The 25,420-nt window shown below is 61.6% G+C and carries 26 protein-coding genes and 4 pseudogenes; 15 read left to right on the top strand and 15 right to left on the bottom strand.

The genetic code is table 11. From position 1 onward, the window contains the following. The 7 genes from cgtA to JCM12178_RS11165 form a co-directional block, all read left to right on the top strand. On the top strand, positions 1-935 hold a 935-nt coding region (gene cgtA, locus JCM12178_RS11195; RefSeq protein WP_054651420.1), incomplete at its 5' end, for an Obg family GTPase CgtA. Beyond that, the gene (proB, locus tag JCM12178_RS11190; protein ID WP_054651416.1) at positions 922-2,067 is read left to right on the top strand and encodes a glutamate 5-kinase; all 1,146 of its coding nucleotides are present in this window, start codon (positions 922-924) and stop codon (positions 2,065-2,067) included. The genes cgtA and proB, both read left to right, overlap by 14 nt. A gap of 18 nt (positions 2,068-2,085) precedes the next feature. After that, entirely contained in the window at positions 2,086-3,531 is a 1,446-nt protein-coding gene (locus tag JCM12178_RS11185) for a sensor domain-containing diguanylate cyclase (protein ID WP_172677122.1), read from the top strand. A gap of 72 nt (positions 3,532-3,603) precedes the next feature. After that, positions 3,604-4,761, top strand: coding sequence for an MFS transporter (locus JCM12178_RS11180; RefSeq protein WP_054651412.1), 1,158 nt, complete (start codon positions 3,604-3,606; stop codon positions 4,759-4,761). Further along, the gene (locus JCM12178_RS11175) at positions 4,758-5,708 is read left to right on the top strand and encodes an Lcl C-terminal domain-containing protein (protein WP_054651410.1); all 951 of its coding nucleotides are present in this window, start codon (positions 4,758-4,760) and stop codon (positions 5,706-5,708) included. Before JCM12178_RS11180 ends, JCM12178_RS11175 begins: the two co-directional genes overlap by 4 nt. Positions 5,709-5,752: 44 nt before the next feature. Beyond that, positions 5,753-5,899: a thioredoxin domain-containing protein gene (locus tag JCM12178_RS18720; protein ID WP_172677121.1), complete on the top strand. Its 147-nt coding sequence runs from the start codon at positions 5,753-5,755 to the stop codon at positions 5,897-5,899. A 90-nt stretch (positions 5,900-5,989) separates the two neighbouring features. After that, positions 5,990-6,718, top strand: a complete 729-nt coding sequence (locus tag JCM12178_RS11165) for a tetratricopeptide repeat protein (protein ID WP_054651406.1) — start codon at positions 5,990-5,992, stop codon at positions 6,716-6,718. Here JCM12178_RS11165 and JCM12178_RS20965 read toward each other — a convergent pair. Together JCM12178_RS20965 and JCM12178_RS20960 are read right to left on the bottom strand one after the other, a co-directional pair. Further along, positions 6,715-7,056: a molybdate transporter family protein gene (locus JCM12178_RS20965; protein ID WP_369404512.1), complete on the bottom strand. Its 342-nt coding sequence runs from the start codon at positions 7,054-7,056 to the stop codon at positions 6,715-6,717. The genes JCM12178_RS11165 and JCM12178_RS20965 overlap by 4 nt on opposite strands. A 541-nt stretch (positions 7,057-7,597) precedes the next feature. Then, positions 7,598-7,819, bottom strand: a pseudogene (locus JCM12178_RS20960) (putative sulfate/molybdate transporter); the annotation flags it as partial. 117 nt (positions 7,820-7,936) lie between these two features. Here JCM12178_RS20960 and argB point away from each other — a divergent pair. Continuing rightward, positions 7,937-8,952 (top strand): annotated as a pseudogene (gene argB / locus JCM12178_RS11155) (acetylglutamate kinase). A 26-nt stretch (positions 8,953-8,978) separates the two neighbouring features. Here argB and JCM12178_RS11150 read toward each other — a convergent pair. After that, on the bottom strand, positions 8,979-9,764 hold the full coding sequence (locus JCM12178_RS11150) for an ABC transporter permease (RefSeq protein WP_054651404.1): 786 nt from the start codon (positions 9,762-9,764) through the stop codon (positions 8,979-8,981). A 34-nt stretch (positions 9,765-9,798) separates the two neighbouring features. Continuing rightward, positions 9,799-10,737 (bottom strand): ABC transporter substrate-binding protein, encoded by a 939-nt coding sequence (locus JCM12178_RS11145; protein ID WP_157054881.1) that lies wholly within the window; start codon positions 10,735-10,737, stop codon positions 9,799-9,801. Positions 10,738-10,922: 185 nt separating this feature from the next. Here JCM12178_RS11145 and argS point away from each other — a divergent pair, with 185 nt between their 5' ends. Both argS and JCM12178_RS11135 read left to right on the top strand, forming a co-directional pair. After that, entirely contained in the window at positions 10,923-12,566 is a 1,644-nt protein-coding gene (gene argS / locus JCM12178_RS11140) for an arginine--tRNA ligase (RefSeq protein ID WP_054651402.1), read from the top strand. Positions 12,567-12,579: 13 nt separating this feature from the next. Beyond that, entirely contained in the window at positions 12,580-13,293 is a 714-nt protein-coding gene (locus tag JCM12178_RS11135; protein ID WP_054651400.1) for an SPOR domain-containing protein, read from the top strand. 72 nt (positions 13,294-13,365) lie between these two features. On the opposite strand, the gene JCM12178_RS11130 is transcribed toward JCM12178_RS11135, so the two are convergent. The 7 genes and pseudogenes from JCM12178_RS11130 to rlmD form a co-directional block, all read right to left on the bottom strand. Beyond that, entirely contained in the window at positions 13,366-13,821 is a 456-nt protein-coding gene (locus JCM12178_RS11130) for a hypothetical protein (protein ID WP_054651398.1), read from the bottom strand. Then, entirely contained in the window at positions 13,821-14,591 is a 771-nt protein-coding gene (locus JCM12178_RS11125; protein ID WP_054651396.1) for a DUF4198 domain-containing protein, read from the bottom strand. Before JCM12178_RS11125 ends, JCM12178_RS11130 begins: the two co-directional genes overlap by 1 nt. 161 nt (positions 14,592-14,752) lie before the next feature. Beyond that, positions 14,753-16,013, bottom strand: a pseudogene (locus JCM12178_RS11120) (radical SAM family protein). Between the two features lie 280 nt (positions 16,014-16,293). After that, positions 16,294-16,686, bottom strand: coding sequence for a 30S ribosomal protein S9 (gene rpsI / locus JCM12178_RS11115; protein ID WP_054651395.1), 393 nt, complete (start codon positions 16,684-16,686; stop codon positions 16,294-16,296). A 9-nt stretch (positions 16,687-16,695) separates the two neighbouring features. Further along, positions 16,696-17,123 (bottom strand): annotated as a pseudogene (rplM, locus tag JCM12178_RS11110) (50S ribosomal protein L13). Positions 17,124-17,373: 250 nt separating this feature from the next. Further along, positions 17,374-18,618 (bottom strand): HD domain-containing protein, encoded by a 1,245-nt coding sequence (locus tag JCM12178_RS11105; protein WP_054651391.1) that lies wholly within the window; start codon positions 18,616-18,618, stop codon positions 17,374-17,376. Between the two features lie 92 nt (positions 18,619-18,710). After that, positions 18,711-20,123 (bottom strand): 23S rRNA (uracil(1939)-C(5))-methyltransferase RlmD, encoded by a 1,413-nt coding sequence (gene rlmD / locus JCM12178_RS11100; protein WP_172677120.1) that lies wholly within the window; start codon positions 20,121-20,123, stop codon positions 18,711-18,713. Here rlmD and JCM12178_RS11095 point away from each other — a divergent pair. From JCM12178_RS11095 to JCM12178_RS11075, 5 genes are all read left to right on the top strand, one after another. Then, entirely contained in the window at positions 20,122-20,433 is a 312-nt protein-coding gene (locus JCM12178_RS11095) for a hypothetical protein (RefSeq protein WP_083465881.1), read from the top strand. The genes rlmD and JCM12178_RS11095 overlap by 2 nt on opposite strands. Continuing rightward, positions 20,430-20,735 (top strand): hypothetical protein, encoded by a 306-nt coding sequence (locus tag JCM12178_RS11090; RefSeq protein WP_054651385.1) that lies wholly within the window; start codon positions 20,430-20,432, stop codon positions 20,733-20,735. Before JCM12178_RS11095 ends, JCM12178_RS11090 begins: the two co-directional genes overlap by 4 nt. A 53-nt stretch (positions 20,736-20,788) precedes the next feature. Next, the gene (locus JCM12178_RS11085) at positions 20,789-21,472 is read left to right on the top strand and encodes a queuosine precursor transporter (protein ID WP_054651418.1); all 684 of its coding nucleotides are present in this window, start codon (positions 20,789-20,791) and stop codon (positions 21,470-21,472) included. Positions 21,473-21,639: 167 nt separating this feature from the next. Beyond that, the gene (locus JCM12178_RS11080; RefSeq protein ID WP_054651383.1) at positions 21,640-22,293 is read left to right on the top strand and encodes a hypothetical protein; all 654 of its coding nucleotides are present in this window, start codon (positions 21,640-21,642) and stop codon (positions 22,291-22,293) included. Positions 22,294-22,793: 500 nt separating this feature from the next. Next, complete coding sequence (locus JCM12178_RS11075) at positions 22,794-23,222, top strand: EF-hand domain-containing protein (protein ID WP_054651381.1); 429 nt, start codon at positions 22,794-22,796, stop codon at positions 23,220-23,222. Between the two features lie 66 nt (positions 23,223-23,288). Here the strand turns inward: JCM12178_RS11075 and JCM12178_RS11070 are convergent, their stop codons facing one another. From JCM12178_RS11070 to JCM12178_RS11060, 4 genes are read right to left on the bottom strand one after another with little or no spacing between them, the layout of a single operon-like run. Further along, a complete protein-coding gene (locus JCM12178_RS11070; protein ID WP_369404511.1) occupies positions 23,289-23,684 on the bottom strand; it encodes a D-glycero-alpha-D-manno-heptose-1,7-bisphosphate 7-phosphatase in 396 nt (131 codons plus the stop codon). Further along, entirely contained in the window at positions 23,678-23,821 is a 144-nt protein-coding gene (locus JCM12178_RS20955) for a hypothetical protein (protein ID WP_369404510.1), read from the bottom strand. The genes JCM12178_RS11070 and JCM12178_RS20955 overlap by 7 nt, the downstream gene beginning before the upstream one ends. A gap of 7 nt (positions 23,822-23,828) precedes the next feature. Then, positions 23,829-24,827, bottom strand: coding sequence for a 4-hydroxythreonine-4-phosphate dehydrogenase PdxA (pdxA, locus tag JCM12178_RS11065; RefSeq protein WP_054651379.1), 999 nt, complete (start codon positions 24,825-24,827; stop codon positions 23,829-23,831). A gap of 35 nt (positions 24,828-24,862) precedes the next feature. Continuing rightward, positions 24,863-25,345: an NUDIX domain-containing protein gene (locus JCM12178_RS11060; RefSeq protein ID WP_054651377.1), complete on the bottom strand. Its 483-nt coding sequence runs from the start codon at positions 25,343-25,345 to the stop codon at positions 24,863-24,865. Between the last annotated feature and the right edge of the window lie 75 nt (positions 25,346-25,420).

Below are 25,420 nucleotides of genomic sequence, written 5' to 3'. Positions count from 1 at the left end.
GCGCCTCTTCCCGGCTCATGTCCCTGTACGACTTCCGGCTCAAGCGCAAGTACGCCGCCCGCAACGGCCAGCCCGGCATGGGACGCGACAGGTACGGCAAGGCCGCTGAAGACCTGTACGTGGACCTGCCCACGGGCACGCTTGTCTTCGAGATAACCGAAGATGAAGAAGGCAACCGCTCCGAAACCCTCGTGGCGGACCTTGTGGCAGACGGGGACGAACACGTCATCTGCGATGGCGGTCAGGGCGGCCGGGGCAACATCCACTTCAAGTCCAGCGTCAACCGCACCCCCCGCTACGCCGAGGAAGGAAAGCCCGGTGAAGAGAAATTCCTGCGCCTTGAGCTGAAAATCCTTGCGGACGTGGGCCTGCTCGGCCTGCCGAACGCCGGAAAGTCCACGTTCATTTCGCAAGTCTCTGCGGCGCGTCCCAAGATCGCGGCCTACCCCTTTACCACGCTCGTGCCCAACCTCGGCGTAGTCGAGGACGAACATTTCAAGCGCATGGTCATCGCCGACATCCCCGGACTCATCGAAGGGGCAAGCGAGGGCCAAGGGCTCGGCCACACCTTCCTCAAGCACGTGGAGCGCACCCGTTTTCTGGTGCACATCCTCGCGGCCGACGACCTCGACATGGAGAACCCGCTTGACGGCTACTCCATCATTGATGATGAACTGGCTCGCTTCGACCCGGAACTGGCGCGCAGAAAGCAGATTCGCGTCATCAACAAAATCGACACCCTTGCCCCCGAAACACTGGAATCCCTTCGGGAAAAATGCAAGGATGCGTCGATCTTCTTCATCTCCGCGCTGACCGGCGAGGGCGTCGACGCCCTGCTGGATGCCATGTGGGCCATGCTGCGCGAGATCAACGAGAGCGAAGCCCAGCAAGACCGGACACAACACGAGGACGATCACGGCGATGCATCCGCGTAAGGAACTACTCGGCAAGGCCCGAAGGATTCTGGTGAAAGTCGGCAGCGCAGTCCTGACCCATGAGGACGGCCTGAACCGCGAGGCCATGATTCGGCTGGCGGGCCAGCTCTCGCGCCTGCACGACAGAGGAATCGACATCATCCTCGTTTCTTCCGGTGCGGTGGCCGCAGGCCGCAAGCGCATGCGCGACAGGCTGAACGAGCGCATCCACACCGAGGACGACCTTCCCGCGCGTCAGGCCGCGTCCGCCATCGGGCAGGGCCGCCTGATGCACGACTACGACGAGGCTTTCGGCTGGTTCGGCAAGACCACCGCGCAGATTCTCATCACCCGCGACGGCCTCAAGCACCGCGACCGCTTTCTGAACGCCCGCAACACGCTGGAACGCCTACTCTCGTGGCGGGTCATTCCCATCGTCAACGAAAACGATACCGTTGCCGTGCAGGAGCTGGAGTTCGGCGACAACGACACCCTCGGTGCCATGGCCCTCGGCCTCGTTGGTGCGGACATCTTCATCAACCTCACCAGCGCGGACGGCGTGTTCGACAAGAACCCGGACATGCACCCCGACGCCCGCAGCCTGCCCCTCATAGAAGACGTTTCGGCCCTCGACATCGAGACCATGTGCGACGGGAAGACCACTGTGGGCTCCGGCGGCATGTACTCCAAGCTCAGAGCAGCGCGCCGCGCCGCACAACTCGGCGTGCCCACGCTCATCGTCTCGGGCAAGGGAGGCTTCACCATTGAGGAAGCCTTTGAGGACGACAGCCACGGCACCCTGATCCTGCCGGACGACCACACCGTCTCCAGCAAGAAATTCTGGCTGGCCTACCACGACGACCCATCCGGGACCATCACCGTGGATGCCGGAGCCAAGCGAGCCCTCATGGAAGGCGGCAAGAGCCTGCTCCCGGCGGGCATCAAGGCCGTTGAGGGCTGTTTCAGGCGCGGGGAACTGGTCCGCATCGTGGAAAACGGCTCCACCCTTGGGGTAGGCCTTTCCAACTACTCGTCCGACGAATTGACGCGCATAGCCGGAAAACAGACCACCGAGATAGCCAAGACCATCGGCCCGGTGCCGTTCCAGGAAGCGATACACAGAGACAACATGCTTATGGACGCGGCCATCTAACAAGGGTACAGAATGGGAATGCCTCGGCCTGCAAAACGCCCCTCAACCACCGCCCCGGAGCGACTGCTCTCCGCACTCGCGACCGGGGCAGAAAAACTGATTCGGGGGCCGGGCTGGCCGGACGGCGTGAACACCCTGCTTGCCAAGCTCGGGGAAGTGACAGGCGTCAGCCGGGTGTGGATATTCCAAACCATCGAAGTCACGGACGAGGCCATTAAGCAGGACTACGTGTTCGAGTGGGCCAAGGACAAACCCGTGGCCCAGCTCGGCATGAAGTGCTTTTCCATGTTCAGCAGCCCGCTGGACCTCCCGGAATACCAAGCCATTGTTGAAGGCCGAAAGCGCGGCGAACTCTACGCCGTCCTCCCCCGCCAGCTTGAGGACTCATGGCTGCGACAGACCCTCTGGGACCACCAGCGCATCCTTGCCATGGTCACGGTGCCCATCATGGTTGAAGGCGAGTGGTGGGGAACCCTCGGCCTTGACGATTGCGAACACGAAAGCGAGTGGACCGAGGCGGAAAAGGATCTGCTTCGCACCGCTGCCGCGCTCATTTCCAGCTCGCTCGTCCGAAGAAGGCTCTCCGCGCGTCTGCAACAGTTTTCCATCCTCAAGAACATGACCGAAAGCGCGGCGTGGTCCTTTGACATCAACACCCGCCGCGCATGGTACACCAGCGACCTGCTGGACGACTCCTCCCAAGGCATGGTCTCCACCGACATCAACGGCATGCTCGCCCTGCTCGTCCCCGAAGACGCCGAGCATCTCCGCGACGCATTTCGCCACAGTGTGGAGGCAAACACACCGGGGTTCCGCTCGGACGTTCGTCTTGCAAAAGACGAGGGGGCCAAGTGGATCGAGGTCATCGGCAACGTGATGCGCGACGAATCCGGCACCCCGACCCAGATCTCGGGCATTGCGGTGGATATCCGCGCCCGCAAGCTCAGGGAGGCCCGGCTCACCCAGCAGGCTGAAACCGACGCCCTTGCAGGCTGCTTCAACCGCCACGCCTTTGAAGAAGCGCTCGAAAGCGAGTACGGGCAGGCCGTCACCGAACGGGAACCGCTCTCCCTGCTCGTGGCCGACATCGACCTTTTCAAGAACGTCAACGACACTTACGGCCACCCTGTAGGCGACACGATCATCCGCTGGGTCGCCGACCAGATGCAGAAGGCGTGCAGGCGAAACGACATGCTGGCCCGTATAGGCGGCGAAGAGTTCGCCCTGCTCATGCCCGGCGCGAGCATGGAAGACGCCTATTCCGCTGCAGAGCGCATTCGGGCGTCCATCGCCACGGTTCTTGCCCCCACGGATGCGGGCCAGATTCCCATCACGGTCAGCGTCGGCTGCGCCACGCTTGAGTACCCGCGCCATGAATCGGCCATCAGCCTCTTCCATGAGGCGGACCGCGCCCTCTACGCAGCCAAGCGCGCAGGTCGAAATCGCGTGCGAACGGCCCGCTGACGCCGACCTTTCCAACCGGCCTGAAAGCGCGTACACCTTGCCCATACATTCAGAGAAACCGGACAGACCATTTTGCGAAAGCTCTACCTCGACAGGAACCTCCAGTACGTCTTCTGCGTCACGCTCATGGCCATTCTCGGCGTATCGAGCATCATCCCGGCCCTGCCGGACATCATGCACGGACTCGATATCGGCCCGGCAGCCATCGGGGCGCTCATCTCCATATTCACCCTCCCGGGCGTGCTGTTCTCCCCGCTCGTGGGCGTGCTGGCGGACCGCATGGGCCGCAAACGCATCCTCGTCCCGGCGCTCTTCCTGTTCGGCATCGCGGGCACGGCCTGCTTCTTCGCCCCCAACCTGCACAGTCTGCTGATCCTGCGCTTTCTGCAAGGCGTGGGGGCCGCCCCCCTCGGCGTGCTCTACGGCACCATCATCGGCGACCTGTATCAGGGACGGGAGCGCGCGGCGGCCATGGGCTACAACGCGGCAGTGCTCTCCGTAGGCACGGCCGCATTCCCGGCCGTGGGCGGGCTGCTGGCCACCATCGGCTGGCAGTGGCCTTTCCTGCTGCCCCTTCTGGCTATCCCCGTCGGCCTCATCATCGCCGCAGGCCTCGACGCGCCCGAACCGGAAAGCAACCAGAACCTCGGCAACTACCTGCGCGACGCGTTCGCCCAGATGCGCAAACCCGAGGTGCTGGCGCTCTTCGGCACCACCCTGCTGACCTTCACGGTGCTGTACGGTCCAATCGTCACCTATCTGCCCATCCTGCTGGCCAAGAAATATGACGCCAGTCCGGCATCCATCGGCATGATCTTCTTCGCGTCCTCCATGATTACCGCCGTGGCCTCCTTCCAGCTCGGCAAGCTGGCCTCTCTCTTCGGGCAGCGCACCCTGATAATCGCCGCCGGATTGTGTTACGCTCTGTCCATGCTCGGCCTGCCGCACATGCCCGACTTCTGGCACACGGTCCTGCCCGTCACCTTCTTCGGACTGGCGCAGGGGCTGTCGATACCCACTGTGATGACCATGCTCTCCAGCATGGCAGGCATCGAGCAGCGCGGCGCGTTCATGGCCGCCAACGGCATGATCCTCCGGACCTCCCAGACCGCCGCACCCATGATAATGGGCGGCATCTACGCGGCGCTGGGCATGCACGCCGTCTTCTACGCAGGGCTTGCCTGCGCGGTGGGCATCATCATACTGGCCGCCTTGTGCATGAAGTCATGAGTCATTACCTGAATACAGGGCAAACCTTCTGCGCCGACGAAAACGGCCAGCCCGTCGACTGCGCCGAATCCGGACAGGACGCGGAACTGCGCCCCGGTCTGCCGTGGCCGAAACCCCGCTTCACCCGTGACGGCGACACAGTCCGCGACGAACTGACCGGCCTCGTCTGGCTCGGCAATCCCAACTTTTCCGACTTTCCGCTCAACCATGACGAAGCCCTCGCGGCGCTGAAATCGCTCAACAGCGACGCGCCCGGCGACCTGAACGAGTGGCGGCTCCCCAACCGCCGGGAGCTTTTCTCTCTTATCTCCTTCAACGAGCGAAAACCGGCCCTGCCCTCGGACAGCCCGTTCGACAAGGCCCCGCTGGGCTGGTTCTGGAGTTCCACACAGAGCGCCATGCAGCCGGGCTATCAATGGCTGGTGCACACCGAAGGCGGCCGCATGTTCTACGGTCGGCGCGACAGCTATTGCCTGCTCTGGCCCGTTTGCGGAGAAAGCGACGTGCTGCCCGCCACCGGACGCGAGGACGAAGCGACCACCGGCGTGCCGTGGCCCGAGCAACGGTTTGAGGCGCACGGCGAGACGGTTCTTGACACCCTGACCGGCCTGTGGTGGACGCGCAGCGCGGACCTCGCCGGAGGCATGGTCACGTGGAACAAGGCCCTGCGGGTCGCCAGAGAACTCTCTATCCCGGTTCCCCAAGGCGGATCACCGTGGAGCCTGCCGACCATGTTCGAGCTGGAATCCGTCGTGGACGCCTCGCAGCACTCCCCTGCGCTTATGGCCGACCACCCGTTCACCGACACCCGCGAAGCGTACTGGTCCTGCACAAGCAGCTCGTACGAGCATGACTGGGCCATGTGCCTGTACCTGCACAAAGGAGCCGCGGGCGTCGGGTTCAAGACCAAGCCGGAGTTCCACGTCTGGGCGGTTTCGCGCACCTAATGCATCCGGCAGCCTCCGCCGATAAGAAGGAAAAGGAGGCCGCCATGCAAGCCATTCGCGCACGACTGCAACACCGTCTGAATCCGCTGCACATTTACTGTCGCCTGCGCGACTGCGGCCTCGGGGATCAAACCGCACAGCGCCTGAGCTCCTGCTGGGAGCGTCTTGTTTACAGGCTCGTACTCGCATGACCCCTGTCAAGCCGTTGAGTATAACGGAATCAGGGGTTTTCCCCTATTGCACAGGACTTGTACATACGGTAGTCTGACCATGGAGGCACTGTGGCAGAATACCCGAAGATACTTGGAGTCTTCTCAAGGAAGAAAGCCGACGACATCGGCAGCGGCGGGACTCAGCGAAGGCATGAGGCCCAGACCTACTGGTACGTCAGGCGGCTAAGCGAGGAGCAGTTTGAAGTTCAGCCCCTGAACGCGCACCATGTGCCGTCCGGCGTCAAAAGCACAGTCCCCCGTCTCGAATTCATCTACCAGTACACGCCGGAGCCGGATTACTACCGGCTGCACACGGTTCCCGCGCTGGAGACCCTCGCCCGCAAGATCAAGCTGGGTGAACGGTACTTCAATCTCGGGATGCTCGATGATTCCGAACTGGAATTCATCAAGGCCCTGATGATCGACGACCTGAACGTCGACGCCAACTACGGGCTCGGCAAGGTCTATTCGGAACAGAAGGAATACGAAAAGCTCAAAAAGGTCGTGAACACGCTCATGGGCCTTGACGGCGCGTTCAGCTTCGAGCATCGCCAGAAGCTCAACGAGTTCGGTATCAGCCTGCGCAAGAACGGCCACTTTGACGAGTCAATCCGCTACTACAACAAGGCCATCGAGTATAACAAGAAAGACGAGCACCTGCTTTTCAATCTGGCTCGCGTCCACTTTGACAAGGGAGACAGGGCCGAGGCCGCCAAGACGCTTGAAAACGCCCTGAAGATCAACCCGGAATTCGATCAGGCCCAGAAGTTCCTGCGCTACTGCCGCAAGAACAGTTAGACCTCCACGCCACGGCGCAGCACCCACGCCACGACGATCCCCAGCCCGAAGGCCCAGGCCAGATTAAAGGCCAAAGCCACCCCAACCATGAGCAGCACCACGAAGAACTCGCTGCGCTGGCGCATGTCCAGAACCGCCAGGCCGAGCTGCGCCCCCGCAAACACGAGCAGCACTCCGAGCGCGGCCATGGGCATCAGCTGCAGGATGCGGATGGTTCCGGCCCCGAAGAGTAGCGCCAACAGCAGGAACGCCCCGCCGATGAGCAGGTTGGAGCCGCCGGTTCTGGCCCCGAAACGGTAATGCGCCGCAAGCCCGCCCGCCCCGTGACAGAGCGGCATTCCGCCCACCAGCGCGGCCAGCGCGTTGGCAAAACCCATACTCACGCACAGCGCGGTCGGTCACCCGCCGCCCTTCATCGCCGAAATACTCAAAACTGAGGTCGCGGTTGGCGACCACCGCGTTGCCGATGGTCATGGGCAGTTGCGGCAACACCAGCGCAAAGAGCGCAAAGGTGAAGTCCACTCCGCCGGGAAAGCCGAAGGGCAGAATCGGCGGCAGGTGCAGGCCCGGCGAGAGCTGGCCCAGCCCCTTTGCCGCGCCGAGCAGCAGGCCTGAAAGAGCCCCCGCGCCGACCACCACCAGCCCGGCCGGAAAACGACGGTTATCCAGCAGCAGGAGCGCGGCCGCGCCGAGAATGACCCCGAGCACGATGCCCACCGGAACCGGCCCGAGATGCTGAAAGGCGAGAAACGGCTCTGCCATGCCCTGTGACTGCTGAAAAGCCGAGGTGCCCGCCACAAAGCCCGCGCCCTTGGCCATGAGCAGAATGCCGGTGGAGAGCTGCACGCCCCTGACCACTGGCTTGGGTATGAGCCGGGAGACGGTGTCCACAAGTCCGGTGAATCCGAGAAAAAGGAGCGCGGCGGCCATGAGCCATCCGGCGGCGGTGATCTGCGGCTGCGTGGCGGCGGTAACGATGGCGTAGGCGCTGATGACCTTCATGGGCTGCACCGCGATGGGCACCCGGTAATACAGCCCGCCCACGATGTAGAGGAGGCCAACGCAAGCGAAAAGCCCGGTTGCGTCGAGACCGTTGACCATGATCATTCCCATGGCCAGCGGCAGGAGCGTCCCCAGATCGCCGAGCGATCCGGCCAGTTCCATACGGTCAAAGCGGTATCCGCGAAGCATCGCAATTTCTCCCGTTTGCGCGATGGTATGCGAGTTTTTCCGCCCCCTCAAGCTCTCTCTTGCCCGAGCGCATTGACACCAGCCCGCGCATCGGGAAATATCAGCCCACACCACAATCCGCGAGGAACGATCATGGAACGCAAGCCCATCAACCAGCGCGACATGAAGCGCTACCAGCTTCAGGCCCACAGCATCATCGAAACGCTCCCCTACATCCGGGAGTTCTACCAGCAGACCGTGGTCATCAAATACGGCGGCAACGCCATGATCGACGAAAAGCTGAAAACCGCTTTTGCCCGGAGCGTCATCCTGCTCAAGTTCATCGGCGTCAACCCGGTGATCGTGCACGGCGGCGGCCCGCAGATCGGCGAGATGCTGGAGGCGCTGAAGATTCCCACCGTGTTCCGGCAGGGGTACCGTGTCACCGACGACGCCACCATGGACGTGGTGGAGATGGTCCTCGTGGGCAAGGTCAACAAGCAGATCGTCAACCTCATCAACATGCACGGAGCAAGGCCGTTGGGCTGTCCGGCAAGGACGGCATGCTCATCAAGGCCGAGCCCAAAGAGCTCGCCATCGAGGGCGACGACCAGAGCGCGCCCGAGATCATCGACCTCGGCAAGGTGGGCGAGGTGGCCGACGTCAACGTGGAGGTCATCCGCTCCATGGAACAGTCCGGGTTCATCCCGGTCATCGCGCCCGTGGGCGTGGACGACGAAGGCAACACCTACAACATCAACGCCGACTCCGTTGCCGGGGCCGTGGCCGCCGCGCTCAAGGCCAAGCGGCTGCACCTGCTCACCGACGTGCCCGGCCTGCTGGACCAGAGCGGCGAACTCATCACCTCCATGACCCGCACCGAGGCATTTCGCGCCATGGAAGACGGCACCGCCACCGGCGGCATGATCCCCAAGCTGAAGTGCTGTCTGGAGGCCCTGCCCGACGTGGAAAAGACCCACATCATCGACGGCCGCGTGGAAAACTGCGTGCTGCTGGAAATGTTCACGCAGTCGGGAATCGGGACCGAGATCACATCGGACTGATCCGAAACGACCCCGGCCCCGCTATTCTAGGCGTTCTTTTCGCTCCACGGCACCACGACCTTCGTCAGCGCCTTGAAGAGCCAGTCCGTCAGCAGCCCGAGCAGGCCGATGACGATAAGCCCGGCAAAGATGCGGTCGATGGCGAGGAACCGCTGCGCCCGCAGGATCATGTACCCCAGCCCGGAGTTGGCGGCCACCAGCTCGGCCACAACCAAATACGTCCACGCCCAGCCAACGGTGATGCGCAGATCATCCATCAGCCCCGGCAGCGCGCCGGGGATGAGCACCAGACGGTAAATCTGCCCCCGGCTGGCCCCGAGGGTCGCGGCCGCACGGGAAAGGTCGGCGGGCACGTTGGCCGTGGTATCGGCCACCATCAGCACCAGCTGGAAAAAGGTGCCGAGAAAGATGACCATGAACTTCTGGAAATCGCCGATGCCGAAATACAGCAGCGTCAGCGGCACCAGCGCCACCACCGGCAGATAGCGGGCGAACTCCATCACCGGCTGGAAAAGGGCTGCAAAACGTCGACTTGTGGCGATGCCCATGCCGAGCGGCACGGCGGTCACAACGGCCATGGCCCAGCCCACCATGACCCGGTAGGTCGAATCCCATGCGTAGGCATAGAGGATGCCCTCGTCGTGCATCTCCGCGAACGCCCATACCACCTTGTGCGGTTTGGGCAGAAACAGTTCCTTCACCGAGCCGAAATAGGCCACCCCCGCCCAGAGCGCGAGAATGGCAAGGAACGAGGCCAGCGTCAGCCCCGTTCCCGGCCGGATTTTCAGGTTGATGCGCTTGGCAAGAGCCATTATTCAGTCGCGTCCCGGATGTACGTGTCAGTAATCAGGCGTCCACGTCCAGTTCCTCGGTGATGATGCCCTTTTTGCGCCAGAACGCCCCGGCACGCTCGGCAACTTCATAGATGTCGTTCTCGGTGGAGCGGTCAAAGAAGGCCTTGTTCCCGGCCTCGCCGAAGAAGGTCACGCCCGAGGCCATGTCGGCAATCGCTTCGGCGCTCTCGCCAAGCCCCTTGCCCATGATCTCGTTCCCTTCCTCCGGGTTTGCGCGGTACCACTTGATCGCGTCAAACCAAGCACGGGTCATGCCCACGGCGGCATCGGGGTGCTTTTTGGCGAAGTCGCTGCGCATGACGAATACGTCCACGATGGTGCGCGGGAAATCCTTGGAAGAGACCAGTACATGGCCGCCCTCGCGCTCTGATGCCTTTGAAAGCCACGGCTCCCAGGAAACGGCGGCGTCGAGATTGCCCGCCACGAACGCGGCCCCGGCATCAGACGCGCCCATCTCATGAATGGTCACGTTTTCTTCGTTCACGCCAGCTTTCTGCAGGGCGGTCAGGAAAAAGAAGTACGAGGTGGAGCTTTTATCCAGCCCGACGGATTTTCCGCGCAGGTCGGCAAGGCTCTCGACCTCTGCGGAGGCGATGATGCCGTCGCCGCCGGAGGATTCGTCCATGGCAAAGAGCACAACTTCCGGTGTGCCTTTGGCAAAGTGAATGACCTCGCGGTCGAGCACGTTGCCGAGGGCGTCGATGTTGCCCGAAGCCATGGCCGCGGCGTACTGGGACTCGTCATCGATAATCATGATATCCACGTCGAGCCCGTATTTCTCAAACAAGCCCTTTTCCTGCGCTATGTAGAGCGGGGCGTAGCCCACCCAGGTGGCAAAGGCCACGCGAACCTTGGTCTTGGCGGCAAAGGCGGGGCCGGTCAGAAGTACAACACTTGCCAGTATCAGCAGAATCGCGCTCAATCGTCTCATGCTCACTCTCCTTTGTGATACGAAAATCGTAAATGGATATTGCCGATTCGATGCAATCTACCCGTATCGGCCTCCCCTCGCAAGCCATTCTCCCATCAGGTGTGGGGACAAGGAGAAGCTTGGAGTTCGGTGGCAAACGTGATAAAGCGGCGCGGACGACATGTTCTAAGGAGAATGGGACACACATGAGAGCCAAGACATATTTGGAAAACGCGCTGAGGCAGGCCGTGGAGGCCAAGGGCTGGGAATGGCCGGAGAAAGCCGTCATCGAACCGCCCAAGGACAAGAAATTCGGCGACATGTCCGCCAACGTGGCCATGATGCTTTCCAAGCAGGCCAAAAAGTCGCCCCGCGACGTGGCCGCCGATTTCGTGGACACCCTGTCCGGCGACGCGAACATAGAGAAAATCGACATCGCCGGACCCGGCTTCCTCAACTTCACCTTCTCGCCCGACTTCTGGCGCGAGACCGTGAACGTGGTGCGCGAGGCCGGTGGGACCTACGGCTGCGTGGACGAGGGAAAGGGCCGCAAGGTGCAGGTGGAGTACGTCTCCGCCAACCCCACCGGGCCGCTGCACATCGGCCACGGCCGGGGCGCGGCGCTCGGCGACAGCCTTGCCCGGATTCTGGAAAAGGCCGGGTACGAGGTGGAGTGCGAATACTACATCAACGACGCCGGGCGGCAGATGCTGATCCTCGGCGGTTCGATCCTGTACCGCGCAAAGCAGCTCAAGGGCCAGACCCCGGCGGAGCCCGAAGACTTCTACAAGGGCGAATACATTTCCGACATCGCGGGCCGCGTGCTTGAAAAGCACCCGGACCTGCTGGACATGGACGAGGCCGACGCCGTGGAGGTCTGCAAGGTCTACGGCAAGGACGAGATCCTCGAAGGCATCAAGGAGGACCTCAAGGCCTTTGGCGTGCGCCATGACGTCTGGTTCTCGGAAAAAAGCCTCGTGGACGACGGCATGGTCGACGAGACCTTCGGCGACCTGCGCAAGTCCGGCCTCGGATACGACGAGGACGGCGCGTTCTGGTTCAAGTCCACCGAATTCGGCGACGACAAGGACCGCGTGCTCAGAAAGTCCAACGGCGACACCACCTACTTCGCCTCGGACATCGCCTACCACGACAACAAATTCAAGCGCGGCTTCGACATGGTCATCGACATCTGGGGCGCCGACCACCACGGCTACATCCCCAGAATGCAGGCCGCGTGCGAGGCCATCGGCCACAAGGGCCAGCTCAACGTCATCCTCGTGAACCTCGTGAACCTGCTTCGCGGCGGCGAACCTGTGGCCATGAGCACCCGCGCCGGACAGTTCGAGACGCTGGCCGACGTTGTGGCCGACGTCGGCTCCGACGCCTCCCGCTTCATGTTCCTCTCCCGCAAGTCCGACTCCCGGCTCGACTTCGACCTCGAACTGGTCAAGCAGAAGAGCATGGACAACCCGGTCTACTACGTGCAGTACGCGCACGCGCGCATCTGCTCCATGAAGCGCAAGGCCGAAGGCGAAGGCGTGGCCATGGCCGAGCCGAGCCCTGCCTCGCTCGCCCTGCTGGACACCGAGCAGGACCTTGAACTGCTCAAGTGCCTGGACCTCTACCCCGACTTCGTGGAGTCCGCCGCACGCCAGCAAAGCCCGCATCTTGTCAGCATGTATCTGCAAGAACTTGCATCAACCCTTCATAGATATTATACCAAAGTGCATGTACTGTCGGCAGGCCCTGAAATCGCCGCCGCACGACTCATGCTGCTCGACTGCGTTGCTGACGTTCTCGCCAACGGGCTGTCACTGCTCGGCGTGAGCGCACCGGAACAAATGTAACTCGGGAAAGATCATGGCAGGACAAGGAAAGACCACCGCCCACCGCGTTCCCCGCATGCCCAAGGTGCCGGGCGAAAGGAAGACCTGGACCATCAAGATCACGGTTCCGGGCCTCGTCTGCAGCATCGGCATGGCCGGTCTTGCCCTCACCCTCTTCTTCATCCTCGGCCTCCTTGTGGGGCGCGGCTACCGCGTCGAGGAAAACGTCCCGCGCATTGCGGCCATGATGCCGGATTCGGAAAAAGCCGTGCAGGTGGACGACAAGGGACAGCCGTTGCCCGAGGTGCCGGAGGTGCTCAAGCCCGAAGATCTGAGCTACCCGGACAACCTTTCCAAGGCCCCGGCCAAGCCCAAGACCGAAGAGCCCAAGCCTGAACCGGCTCCCAAGGAAACGCCCGAGCCCGAAAAGAAGGCGGAAACCGAACCCGCCCAAAAGCCGGAGCAGCCCGCAGCCCCCAAGCCGGGAGAAAAGATATTCGCCTACGTCTATCAGGCTGCGTCCTTCCGGGATCAGGCCATGGCCAGGGAGTTCGCGGATAAGCTCTCCGGCGCAGGCCTCGACGCCGAGGTTCAATCCGGCGAGACCTCCAACGGCACATGGTACCGCGTGCTGGTCAACCACACCGGAACCCCTGACTCCACCGGCGGCATGAAAGCCATTCTCTCGCGCTTCGGCGTCAAGCGGCCGCTCATGAAACAGAAAAAGCCCGTTGAAGCAGGCGGCTAGCTTCACGTAATCCCACACATAAAAAGGCCCCGCCGAATCGGCGGGGCCTTTCTTTTTCGTTGAGGGAAACGCCTAGGCTCTGCGTCGCCGCAGAAGCAGCCCGGCCAGACCGAGGTTCGCCAGCAGGCTCACGCCCAGAAGCGCGGGAATCATGGTTCCCTGCTTGACCTCGCGCGATACAACCCTGCCGCTTTCATCCACTTCCACGTCGAAGGTGTGACGGTGTCCCATGCCCGCGTCCACGACCACGTTCCAGCGGCCATCGGCGTTTGGCACAAAGGCGAACCGGCCGTTGGCGTCGGTTCTGCCGTTCTGGTATTCCGCCTTGCCCTCGCCGGGACCGTAGACCAACACCTCGCCGTAGGCCACCGGCTCGCCCGTGGAGTAGCTTGTCTCAAAGACCGTCGCTTGCCCGGATTCCAGCAGCCGATGTCCGAGGCCGTGGGCAGCCGCATCGACTGCCGGAATCAGGGTCAGGCCCGTTAGGACCATGGTGAGGAGGGTCATTGTGGCAAGGGGGAGCCGCATTACTTGACCTCAAAAACGAGCACGGAGCGGATCACGTGGGTATCGTAATCTTCGGTGGGCTCGTCGATGGTCTGCTGTGCGCGGACCATCCAGACGCCGGGAGCGTCGATTTTGATGCGTGCGACATCCTTCTCATAGGTCTCGGTGAGGTACGCCCACGTGTTGGGAACCTGCGAGAAGCCGTCATACGTCGCGGTCAGTGCGCCGGAGGAAACCGGCTTGCCGTCAAAGAGCACCTTGACGCGCATTTCGTCACCGGTCTTCAGCGAAGCGGGATCATCAAGGGGAACGATCTCCAGACGCTGGCCGACAACCTTGTCAAAGCCCTTGGACGTGGCGCCGGTGATGACCGACTTGCAGAATTTTTCGTACTTGCCGCTCTTGATGACACCGTCGAGCCCCTTCCTGGAGGCCTGCTTCCAGCCCTTGGTGGTCTGGGTCCAGATCATTCCCTCGCGATGACCGGCAAGGATGGAGGCACCGTCACCCTTGACAGGGGCGCGGCCTTCCAGCGTCATGGCGGACTCGTTGGGCACCACGGCCACGGAAGTGGCGCCGTTGCCGGAATGCAGGGCCACGCTCACATGTTCGGCGGGCTCCATTTCTTCACTGACCATGAACACATGGGCCGAAATAACGCTGAAAGGCACTTCCTTCTGGCCTTTCAGGGAAAGCTGGTCGGGTTTCAGGATAAACTCATGCGCCTGCACAAGCACCGGGAACAGAACGAGAGCAGCAGCGAGCAACAGATAGTTCAACATTCTTTTCATGATTCGTTCTCCATTTGTATAAAGATTTATTGAAATCGTGCTACACATGGAAGAATAATATGTCAACAAGGTTTGTTAATATTCAATTCATAAAACCATAAACACAAAAAAACCCGGACCGAAAAACGGTCCGGGAATTGAATAATTCAATGTCGCCGGTATTATCCGAGGTATGGATTGAAATACCCGAACTTGATCCAGGACAGCTCCTTGCGGAGCCGTTTGCGGAAGTTGGCGAAGCCCATGGCCGGGCCGTCAATATGCGGCTTGGCCAGCTCAAGGTACAGCTCGGGGTCCATGTTCAGATTTCGGAGCTGGATGAAGTCGAACCGGGCTTCCTCGCCGAGAGCGACCAGCGAATCGAACTCCTTTTCGGTATCCGTGACGCCAGGAAAGAACAGCAGGTTCAGGGAGACGAACATGCCCACTTCGTGGGCCCTGCGGATGGTTTCGTGTACGTCGTCCCAGCCGTAACTCACCGGCCGGTAGTAGGCTTCATACAGGCCCTTTCGGGTGCTGTTCAGGCTGACCCGGATGGAGTTGACGCCCGCCAGCTTGAGCGCCGGAAGCGTCTGTGGCCGGGACCCGTTGGTGTTGATGTTCACCGTGCCGGTGCCGCCCTCGTCACGATACATCTTGACCGCCTCGGCGATGAGTTCGGCCTCGAGGAGCGGCTCGCCTTCGCAGCCCTGCCCGAAGGAAAAGATGGGCCGCCGCTCGCGGGATTCATGGCGCTGCATGATCTGCACGATCTCACCGGGATTGGGTCGAAACCCGATGCGGCACTGGGGGGCGGGAAAGCCGGAGTCTTCAGGCTGCTCCGAGATGCAGCCGACGCAACGCGCGTTGCAGCTCTGGGCTGTAGGGAGCGGACACTCGAACCGGCCGAGGGCGAGGTTCTTGGCGGCCGGGCACCCGTTGGTCAGGGCGCAGCCGCCAGATGGCTCACCAGCCTGTTGGACGGAAAATCCTTCATCAGCCGATGGGCACCCGCTTCCACGCGATCAGGCTGGATGTTTGAGAAGACCTGACGCTTATCCTCATCAACCTTCTTGGCGCAGACCCAGAACTTGCCCTCGGCGTACCCGATGGCGGCGTAGGCAAGCAGCGGGAGCGTCTTGGCCCCCGGCTCGGTCTCGTAGGCGCTGATGCCGGTGATGGTGTGCCCGGGGCTGACAAAGGCAGCCACGGCAAGGTCTTCCATTATTTCCACGGAACCGGACTCGGGATCGTACCCCATGGCGTGCCTGCCGGGGAGCATGAAAAACTCGCTCTCTTCAGGGAGCGCTATCAGCTCGTCGGGCTTGGCAGCCCGAACTCATCCCCGCGTCGGCAGAGAAGCAGCAGGTCCGGGTGGTCGTATATCTGGCCGTCCGCATCGGCGACCAGCAGCCTCGGTTGTGGTTTCTTCTTGCTGGACATGGTGGATTATATAGGGTTTGAAGCCTTTGAATGCAAGGATTTCAACGACAAAATAACCTGACGCTCATTTTGGTTGCCAAACCGTAACCGCAACCAAACGCCCGGTTGCCGCGCCTTCACAATGCCTCGCGCCCGTCACAATAGTGCACAAACACCCCGCCCTCAGCCAAAACAGCATCAGAGTCCCTGTTCACGGCATCCGATAGGACAGTCTGTGCCAAAGAAAAAGGCCGGAGCAAACGCTCCGGCCTTTTGAATGGCTTCGTATGGACTCGTCGGCTTAACGCTTGGAGAACTGGAAGCTGGCGCGTGCACCACGCAGACCGTACTTCTTACGTTCTTTCTTACGAGCATCGCGAGTCAGCAGGCCGGCCTTCTTGAGGACGGAGCGCAGTTCGGGATCCATCTCGCAGAGAGCGCGAGAGATGCCGTGACGCACAGCCTGTGCCTGACCGGCGATACCGCCGCCGCAACAGCGGACCTTGATGTCCACGTTTTCAAGCTGCTTGGTCATCCGAAGCGGCTGCTGGACGACCATCTGCAGGGTCTTGCGGGGGAAGTACTCGGTGAAGTCTTTCCCGTTGATGGTGATCTGCCCGGAACCGGCGTAGATGCGGGTACGGGCAATGGCATTCTTCCTCTTGCCGGTGCCGTAATTGAAATCGCTCATGATAACTCCCGATTACAGTTCCAGGGTTTCGGGCTGCTGGGCCGCGTGCGGATGCTCGGGACCGGCATAGACCTTCAGTTTCTTCATCTGCTGGCGAGCCAGGCGGTTCTTGGGAAGCATGCCCTTGACCGCTGCGGTGATAACGTTTTCCGGCTTCGCATCAAGCATGTCACGCAGGCTCTTGGAGCGGATGCCGCCCGGGAAGCCGGTGTGCTTGTAGTACATCTTGCGTCCAGCTTGTCGCCGGTAACCTTGATCTTCTCAGCGTTGATAACAACCACGAAGTCTCCCATATCCATGTGGTGGGAGTACTCGGGCTTGTGCTTCCCGCGCAGGCGGGTTGCAATCTCGGTGGCCAGGCGGCCCAGGACCTTGTCGGTTGCGTCAACGACGATCCAATCGTTTTTGACGTCTTCCGGAGTCGGGCTATATGTCTTCATAAAAATGCTCCTTGCACAAACTGGGAACGGGACACTTACGGGCTTTGCGCCCACATGTCAACAGCAGAGAAAGCACGCTGCCTAACGAAACGATGTCCCGGGTGTGGCCTTAACGGGGTGGGTGAAATTCGGGATCAGGCTTGAACCGGGCCTTTCGTGGCATTTGCGCCTTCCTGCGCACGGAACCTCCGCGAGGTCCGGACGGTGTGTGTACAACGTCGCCACGGAAAAATAAAGTGTTTTTTTCAGATCAATCGAAGTCGGCCAGCAGCGCGTTGATCTGCACCCCGGCAACGGTGGACATGCCCTTGTATCCATTGCGGATGCGATACAGCGCCTGATGCAGCTGGTCCGACGAGATGCCGTTCTTGAGCGCGGTATGCGCCTCGATGAACGCGGCCAGCCTATCGCACATCTTGAGCAGCTCTCCGTCCTTGGGGTCCAGCGTATCCTGATCGAGCTCCGCCAGTTCCTCGCTGGTCACGGCCTGCACCTCGCCGTCGCGCACGATGGTGGCGTCGAACTCGCTGCCCACCTCCAGCCCGAGGAAGTATTCCATGCGCTGGGCCACGTCTTCATAGCCGCCGTTTCGAAGTGGTTCGAGCACCACGCGCTCAAGCTCGGCCAGCTCGTACTGCCGGATCAGCTCGGCAATCTCCGGCGCGGACTGCTTCACCGGGGAGATGATGTCGCGGGTCAGCAGTTCCGGCAGGTCGTGGACCAGCCCGGAGAAGAAGTTGTTCTGCCGCCTTGCCCGGCACGCGCCCACTTCCATGCTGAAAAACCATGAGTAAGCGGCCACGATGAACATGTGCCCCAGCACCGAGGTTTCGGGAACGCGCGGCGTCTGGGACCAGCGTTTCTGAAAACGCAACCGGCCGCACATGCGGGCGAAGCGCCCGAGCACCGTGGATTTGTCCGTAAGCAGGTCGGAGACGCCTTCGATATCCGTGAGGTCCTGCAGCCGGTCGATGAAGCTCTGCTCGATCTCTTCCAGCTCGTGATCGATGGTGTTGATACTCTTGAGCAGCTTGAACTCGGACCAACTCGCATAGAGGTGCGAGGCGTGCAGGATGCGCCGTGCCAGCCCGCGCTCCTCAGGTTCCATGAGATAGCGGTCCATGCGGTCAAGAAAGTCCTGCCCGAGCGGCTGGAGCCTCGGCCGCAACTCGGAGACCACCCACTGCGTCAGGCGCTGGTAGTCCGAGCGGTTCTCCTTGATGCGATAGAAGACCGGCGGCTTGATGTCCGTGATGACCAGCCTGTAGAGGTAGTCGAAGAGCCCGCCCTCGATGATGCTTTCGCCCAGCGCGCGGCGACGGGCCACGTCCATGCCGCGGGAGTTGATGACGAAGAGCACCCACGCCACCAGCATCTTGTGGGCCTGCTTGTCCACTTCCACCAGTTCCATGGGCCTGAGCTTGTCGTTCCAGCGTTTCATGAACGCGCCGTTGAAGACGAGTTCCAGAAGACTCTTGCGGATGATCACGGACATGGGTCGTTCCTTTCGGGGCTGTGCGTTATCCGCCGACCATAGCCGGACGAAGCCCATTTGTGAATGGGCATGTTCGTTTCCGACAAAGCGCCTTACTTTCTCCGCAGCACTGCCACGGCCTCCACGTGCGCCGTGTGCGGGAACTGGTCCACGGTGCGCACGCTTTCCAGCACGTAGCCGGAAGAAAGGCGGCCGAGGTCGCGCGCCAGCGTGGCCGGATCGCAGGAAACAGCCACCACGGTGCGCGGCGAGAGGTCGAGGATGGCCCGCACGATGGTCTCGTGCATCCCGGAGCGCGGCGGGTCCGTGACCACCACATCGGGCGCGGGCAGGTCACCCATGTTGCCCAGCCCCTGATCGAGGCTTCCGGCGTGGAACTCGCAGTTCTTCAGGCCGTTCAGAGCGGCGTTGTCCATGGCGTCCTTGACGGACTCCGGCGCAAGCTCGAACCCGAGCACGCGGTCTGCCTTGTCTGCCAGGGCAAGGGCCAGACCGCCCGTTCCGCAGTAGAGATCCATGACGGTTTCACTGCCGGTCAGCCCCGCAGCATCGCGCACGGCGTCGTACATCTTGGCGGCAGTGGCCGTATTGGGCTGGAAAAAGGCGTTGGGAGAAATGCGGTAGCGGACATCCACGCCGGTAAGCGGCAGCGTCTCCACCACCGAGTCATCACCGATGACCTGCACGATGCGCTCGCCGAACGCCAGATCGCGGCGGTTCTTGCGCGTGGAGTGCACGAAAGACGTGATCTCCGGGAACCCTTCGGTCAGTAGTTTGCCGAGCTTTTCGGCCGGGCCGTGATCTTTGGCCGTGGCCGTGATGAGGTGAACCATGACGCCGCTCTGGTGATGACGGATCACCAGCCGCCGCAGGTAGCCCTTGCCGGTCTTGGGATTGTAGGCCATCCGGCCCAAGCGCGGCACCGCGTCACAGGCGGCGCGGTATATTTCGCCGGTCTTCTCGCTGCAGATCATGCAGTCGGGCACGTCCATGACCGACCCGTCCACGCGGCTTCGCAGGCCGAGGTTCGTGCGACCGTCTTCCGTGCCAAACACGAACTCCATCTTGTTGCGGTACTGCCACGGCGAGGGCGACGCAATGGGATCGCGCACCTCGAAACCGCTCAGGCCGCCGATGCGCTCAAGGGCGGCGCTGACCCAGTCCTGCTTGCAGGCAAGCTGGGCCGCCGGGTCCATGTGCTGCAACAGGCAGCCCCCGCACTCCGGAAAATGCGGGCACTTCGGCTTTGCCGCGTCCGGAGAATACTCCACGACTTCGGCCAGAATGGCCTCGGCAAAACGCTTCTTGACCTTCTGCACGCTGGCCTTGACACGGGAACCGGGGATTGCCCCGGTAACAAACACGGCCATGCCGTCATCCAGCCGTGCAACGCCGTTGCCGCTGGAGGCCAGGTCGTGGATCCTCACTTCGATGATATCGCCTCTTTTTACGCTCATGGGCAGCATTTGACAGCTTTCCGCCCCGCTGTCTATGACTTCCTGCATGATCGACAAGGCCAACGCCGTGAATACGGCACTCGAACGAAGCACCAAACTCGCGCCCGGACACGCCATCGACCTGCGCACCTTCAAGCGCGACCGCTCTGTGCTGGTCGTGCGCCGGGACGCAGAGACCTTCACCGTGGTGCAGGACGGCTTCAGCAAAGCCCGGCACCGGACCGACGCGAAAGGGCTTCGCAAGCTGCTCAAATCTCTGATAAAGGCCGAATTCCCGCGCAGCAACAAGGTCCGGCTCTACACGCTGAACAAGAGCGAGGCAGCCGAGCGGCTCGGCAGCTTTGGAGGGTCTCAATGATCGACAAGGCCACTGCCATGGATACGGTCATGGAGCGGCTCAAGAAGCTGCCGGAGGGCCACGCCATCGACCTTCGCACCTACAAGCGCAACCGCTCCGTGCTCATTCGACGGGACGGAAAGGACGCCTTCACCGTGGTCCAGAACGGGTACGAGAAGGCTGAATTCGAGACCACGCGGAAGAAGATGAAAAAGCTGCTGAAAACGCTGTTCAAGAAGGAATTTCCCCGCAGCACGAAGCTGCGGCTCTACACGCTGGACGACGAGCAGGCCGGGGAGCATCTGCCGCGCAAGGTGATCTGAGACCAGCCCCGCCACACTTGACCTGACCCCGGAAAAGGTGCATGGGTGCGCCCATGAATGAACTGCTCTGGATCGGATTCGCCCTGCTGGACCTGACCATGGTCCTGATCGTCTATCGTCTCTTCGGCCGTGTCGGCCTGTTCGGCATCGTGGTCTTCAACCTGCTGCTCTGCAACCTGCAGGTGCTCAAGACCGTGGAAATGTTCGGCCTGACCACCACGCTCGGCAACATTCTGTATGCCAGCGTATTCCTCGCCACGGACATGCTCAGCGAACTGCACGGCAAGGACGAGGCCAAGAAGGCGGTCCTCATGGGCTTTGTGAGCCTTCTGATGATGACGGCATACATGCAGCTCGCCCTGCTCTTCGTTCCCGGAGCGGAAGACTTCGCCCACCCGCACCTTGAAGCCCTGTTCGGATTCATGCCGCGCATCGCACTGGCCAGCCTCGCAGCCTACCTTGTCTCGCAGCTGCACGACGTCTGGGCCTTCCACAAGCTCAAGCAGCGCACCGGCGGCAAGCATCTGTGGCTGCGCAACAACGCCAGCACGCTGGTAAGCCAGTTCCTCGACTCGGCCATTTTCTGCACCATCGCCTTCTACGGTCTCTTCCCCACAGCCGTGTTCACGGAGATTCTCATCTCAACCTACGTGATAAAGCTGGCCGTGGCGCTGCTGGACACGCCGTTCATGTATATCGCCAAGCGGATGTTCCCCCAGCAGGCAAAAGCGGCCTGATTCTCTGGCAAACGCACGCATCACAACGCCTTTTGCCGCAAAAGGACGACAATTCGGCCTTCCCGAGCATATTGATATTGACATATCCATGTGCGAGCCGATAACGAGCCCCCGTGAACCACTCATTATGGATTGGTGCACCATTAACACTCTGAGAGGGGGAACTCATGAAACGACTCGCGCTGCTCTGCTGCCTGCTTTCGCTGTTCGTATTCGCAGGATGTACGACTGCCTCGCATACCATCAACGGCAACCAATACGTTTCCACCATGAACCCGTCGGCCAACATCACGGTGCCCGACGACTTCACATACGTCGGTCACTTCAAGATGCAGCACAACGGTCGCAAGGGTGCCCGTCTCGTCAGAATTGTCTCCAACTACGATCTGTTCGCCAAGAGCAACGCGGACAATGAAATCATTGAGTATCTGTCCATTCGCCGCTCCCACCTGCCGAGCCACTGGCGCTGGGAATCCGATATCTGGGGTGACGCTGGCAAGTTCTACAAAACCCATACGACACTTGCCGGAGAAACATACTCCAACTGCATCTATCCCGGCTACATGACCGAGGCTGAGCCCCTGACCGAACTGCTGGACAAAAAGGGTCTGAAAAGAAGCTCCGACTACATGATCAACAGCCTCGGCAAGATGTACGCCATGGGCGACAATCTCTTCATAACATACGGTCGCGCATATACCCCTGAAGAGAACATTCAGAACGGGAAGCTCACCGAGGCCGGGAGAAAACTGGTCTTTGAAGTAACATCCGTCTTCAAGAACACAATCACTTTCGAAGAGTATCAGGAGGAGGCTTCCTAGACCGCTCCAGCGTCACCCATTCAACCGAAATGAAGACGCACAATGAAAGGGACACTCGCTGCTCTGCCCAGTATCACTCTTCGTGCTCATGCTGAAAGGCCACTAGCCGTACGGCTCAGGACAACCAGTTCATCTCCCCGATGAACCCGTTTGGCATCATCTCCGCTCCCGAGGACTTCCAGTACGCCGGGTCATCAAGGACACGTACTATCCGTTTGCCAAAGTGGACGATAAAAACAAACCGCCCCGCACCGTTTTCGGTGCGGGGCGGTTTGCTTTTCTTCACATATGATGGCGGATTTCACTTGATGTGACAGCCGAAACCGCAGACCTGCAAACGGGGTGCTTCCTCTCCTGCCTCATAACCGGAGCGCGTTGTAACCCTGCCCCGGCACCGAGCGACTGGAGTATAAACGGCTTTGCGCCATCGTCCATTCGTGCGAGGGGAGAGTTCATAAGTGACGGCGAAAGGCTGGCAAAGCCACGGCAAGGAGGTCGCGATGGAAATCGGCGGATCGGGAGCCATGTATGTCGCCGAACGTCCGGGACAGATGCGCCATGGCGGAAGGGAAAGGCCCAATGCCTCAACCATGGCGTCCAGCGCCTTGAGCGAACTGGACACCAATGAAGACGGCGTTCTCTCAAACGAGGAACTTGGCATCGACTCGGACAAGTTCTCCAAGCAGGACACGGACGGAGACGGCGTGCTGAACCGCTCCGAACTGGAGGCAGGGGCGCAGGCGCACATTGAGAAGATGCGCCAGCGGTTCGAAATGGGTCAGGAAATGGAATCGGCTGAAATGGCTGACCGCAGCATGGCCATGCAGGCATACGAAAACGCCGGATCGGCGTCTTCGCTGTATGCGTCCGGAGCAGCCGCGGGGGCGAATAATCAAATGGTATCTCAGGCGCTCAACCTCGTCGCCTGAACCTGAGTCCCTTCCCCTCAGGGCCACGGGCGGCGGTGCCACGCACCCCGCCCGTCTTTCAGCAGATCAGGACCGCTCTTCAATGATACGGGCCGCTTCCGCGAGGTTGTCCACCACGAAATTCGCCAGCCCGCCGCACTTCTCTTCAGCCTCGCGGCCTTTGCCGGTGCGGACGAGAACGGTTCTGGCCCCGCAGTTCCTACCCAGCCGGATGTCGGCTTCCTTGTCGCCGACCATCCATGCATCGGCAGGCTCGAATCCGAGCCTCTCGGCAGCCTTTTCCATGAGGCCGGTGGCGGGTTTTCGGCAGGCGCAGTTTTCTTCCGGTGCGTGCGGGCAGTGGTAGATGGCCTCAAGCTCCACGCCCTCGTCGCGCAGCAGGGCGATCATGCGGTCGTTGCAGGCGCGGACGTCATCCTCGGTGTAGATGCCGCGCCCTACCCCGCTCTGGTTGGTCAGCACCGCAAGGCGGAAGCCAGATCGGTCATGTCCCGAAGACCGTCGGCGGCGCCCGGAATCAGTTCCACCTCTTCCGGATCGCTCAGGTAATGCTTGTCAACGATGATCGTGCCGTCGCGGTCGAGCAGAATGTAATTCATGCGCTCCTTATCCCATGAGTTTGCGGGCCATTTCAACCGCCTTGGCGAAGCTGTGAATCGACGCCTCTCCGGTACCGCAGACGTCGTAGCCTGTTCCGTGGTCCGGAGAGGTTCTCGGCACCGGCAGGCCGAGCGTCACATTGACGGCCCTGCCGAAATGCAGAAGCTTCAGCGGCCCGAGGCCCTGATCGTGATACATGGCCAGCACGGCCGGATAGTGACCGGCGGCCGCAAAATGAAACAGCGTGTCGGCCGGGATCGGCCCTTCGCAGTCGATGCCTCCCCTGCGGGCAGCGTCCACGGCGGGCTCCACCACATCCCGGTCCTCATGCCCGATGCGCCCGGACTCCCCTGCATGGGGATTCAGGCCGCAAACCCCTATGGTTCCGGGCTTTTCAAGACGGTTCAAAAATTCGGCCGTGAGGTTCAGGCAGTGGCGGATGCGCGCTCCGGTCACGAGCCCCGGCACGTCGGCAAGGGGCGGATGGGTCGTCACGAGACTGACCCGAAGGGCGTTGCCGCCGTCCTCGTCCTCACCGCAGAGATGCATGCAGACGTTCTCCCGCCCTGCGCCGAGGCGTTCGGCCAGAAATTCCGTGTGCCCCGGAAAGTCGAACCCTGCCTGCTGAAGCATGGCCTTGTTCAGCGGGCAGGTCGTCAGGGCGTGAACCGTGCCGTTTTGCAGCAGCTCCACCGCCACCTCAAGGCTCACCCCGGCGGCCAGCCCGCCTTCCACCGCCGCCTCGCCGCGAGGATACCCGAGGCGCGAAAGTTGCGGCGGTTCGTACAGGTAGACGCCATCAGACAGGGCGGCCAGCTCCGAGAGTTCTTCCAGAACAGTATAGAAAGACTGCACGCCATACTGCTCCAGCTCACGGAGGAGCGGAGCCTTCGGCCCCACGAGCAGGTATTTGCCTTCGCGTGGTTCCGAGAAATACCGAACGACCAGCTCCGGCCCGAGGCCGCAGGGATCGCCGAGTGTGATGCAGAGGGTCTTGTCGTGCATTATGCCTTAGGTAAAGGGGTTGGAAATATCACAATCTAGCGGGACGGCAGATACTTGTCCAGCCGCCTCGTGAGATCGGCCAGTATCTTTGCGTGATCGAAGGCCAGCTCCGGCAGGTCGTCGAGCGGGAAAACGCGCGCCGACGCGGCGTCATCCCCGGCCTTCAGGTGCCGTATGTCCGCAGTGCCAATGTACACCACGCTCATGGTGTGCCCGCGCGGATCACGGTTCGGGTCGGAGTAGACACCGAGGATGTCTATCAGAGCCACATGAAGCCCGGTCTCCTCGGCCAACTCGCGCACCGCCGCAGTCTCGCAGGTTTCGCCCCAGTCGATGAATCCTCCGGGCAGGGCCCAGCCGTGCGGCGGGTTGGCCCGCTCCACAAGCACCACGCCCGGCCCCTTGCCGTCTGCTCCCGGCACGAGCACCGCCACATCAACAGTGGGAACGGGATTTCGGTAAACCGGGACCTCGGCTCCACATTCGGGACACTCTTTGGTTTTCACGGACACTCCCATGACGTTGTGGTTGATATTCCATCATCGACAACCACGCCGTGAATGTCCAGTCCCGCCGGCAAGGTGTCGCAGAAA

Source organism: Salidesulfovibrio brasiliensis JCM 12178, assembly GCF_001311825.1.
GTDB classification, from domain to species: Bacteria; Desulfobacterota; Desulfovibrionia; order Desulfovibrionales; family Desulfovibrionaceae; genus Pseudodesulfovibrio; species Pseudodesulfovibrio brasiliensis.
Note: the sequence above shows the minus strand (reverse complement) of the source record. Positions and strands in the feature narration are given on the sequence as shown.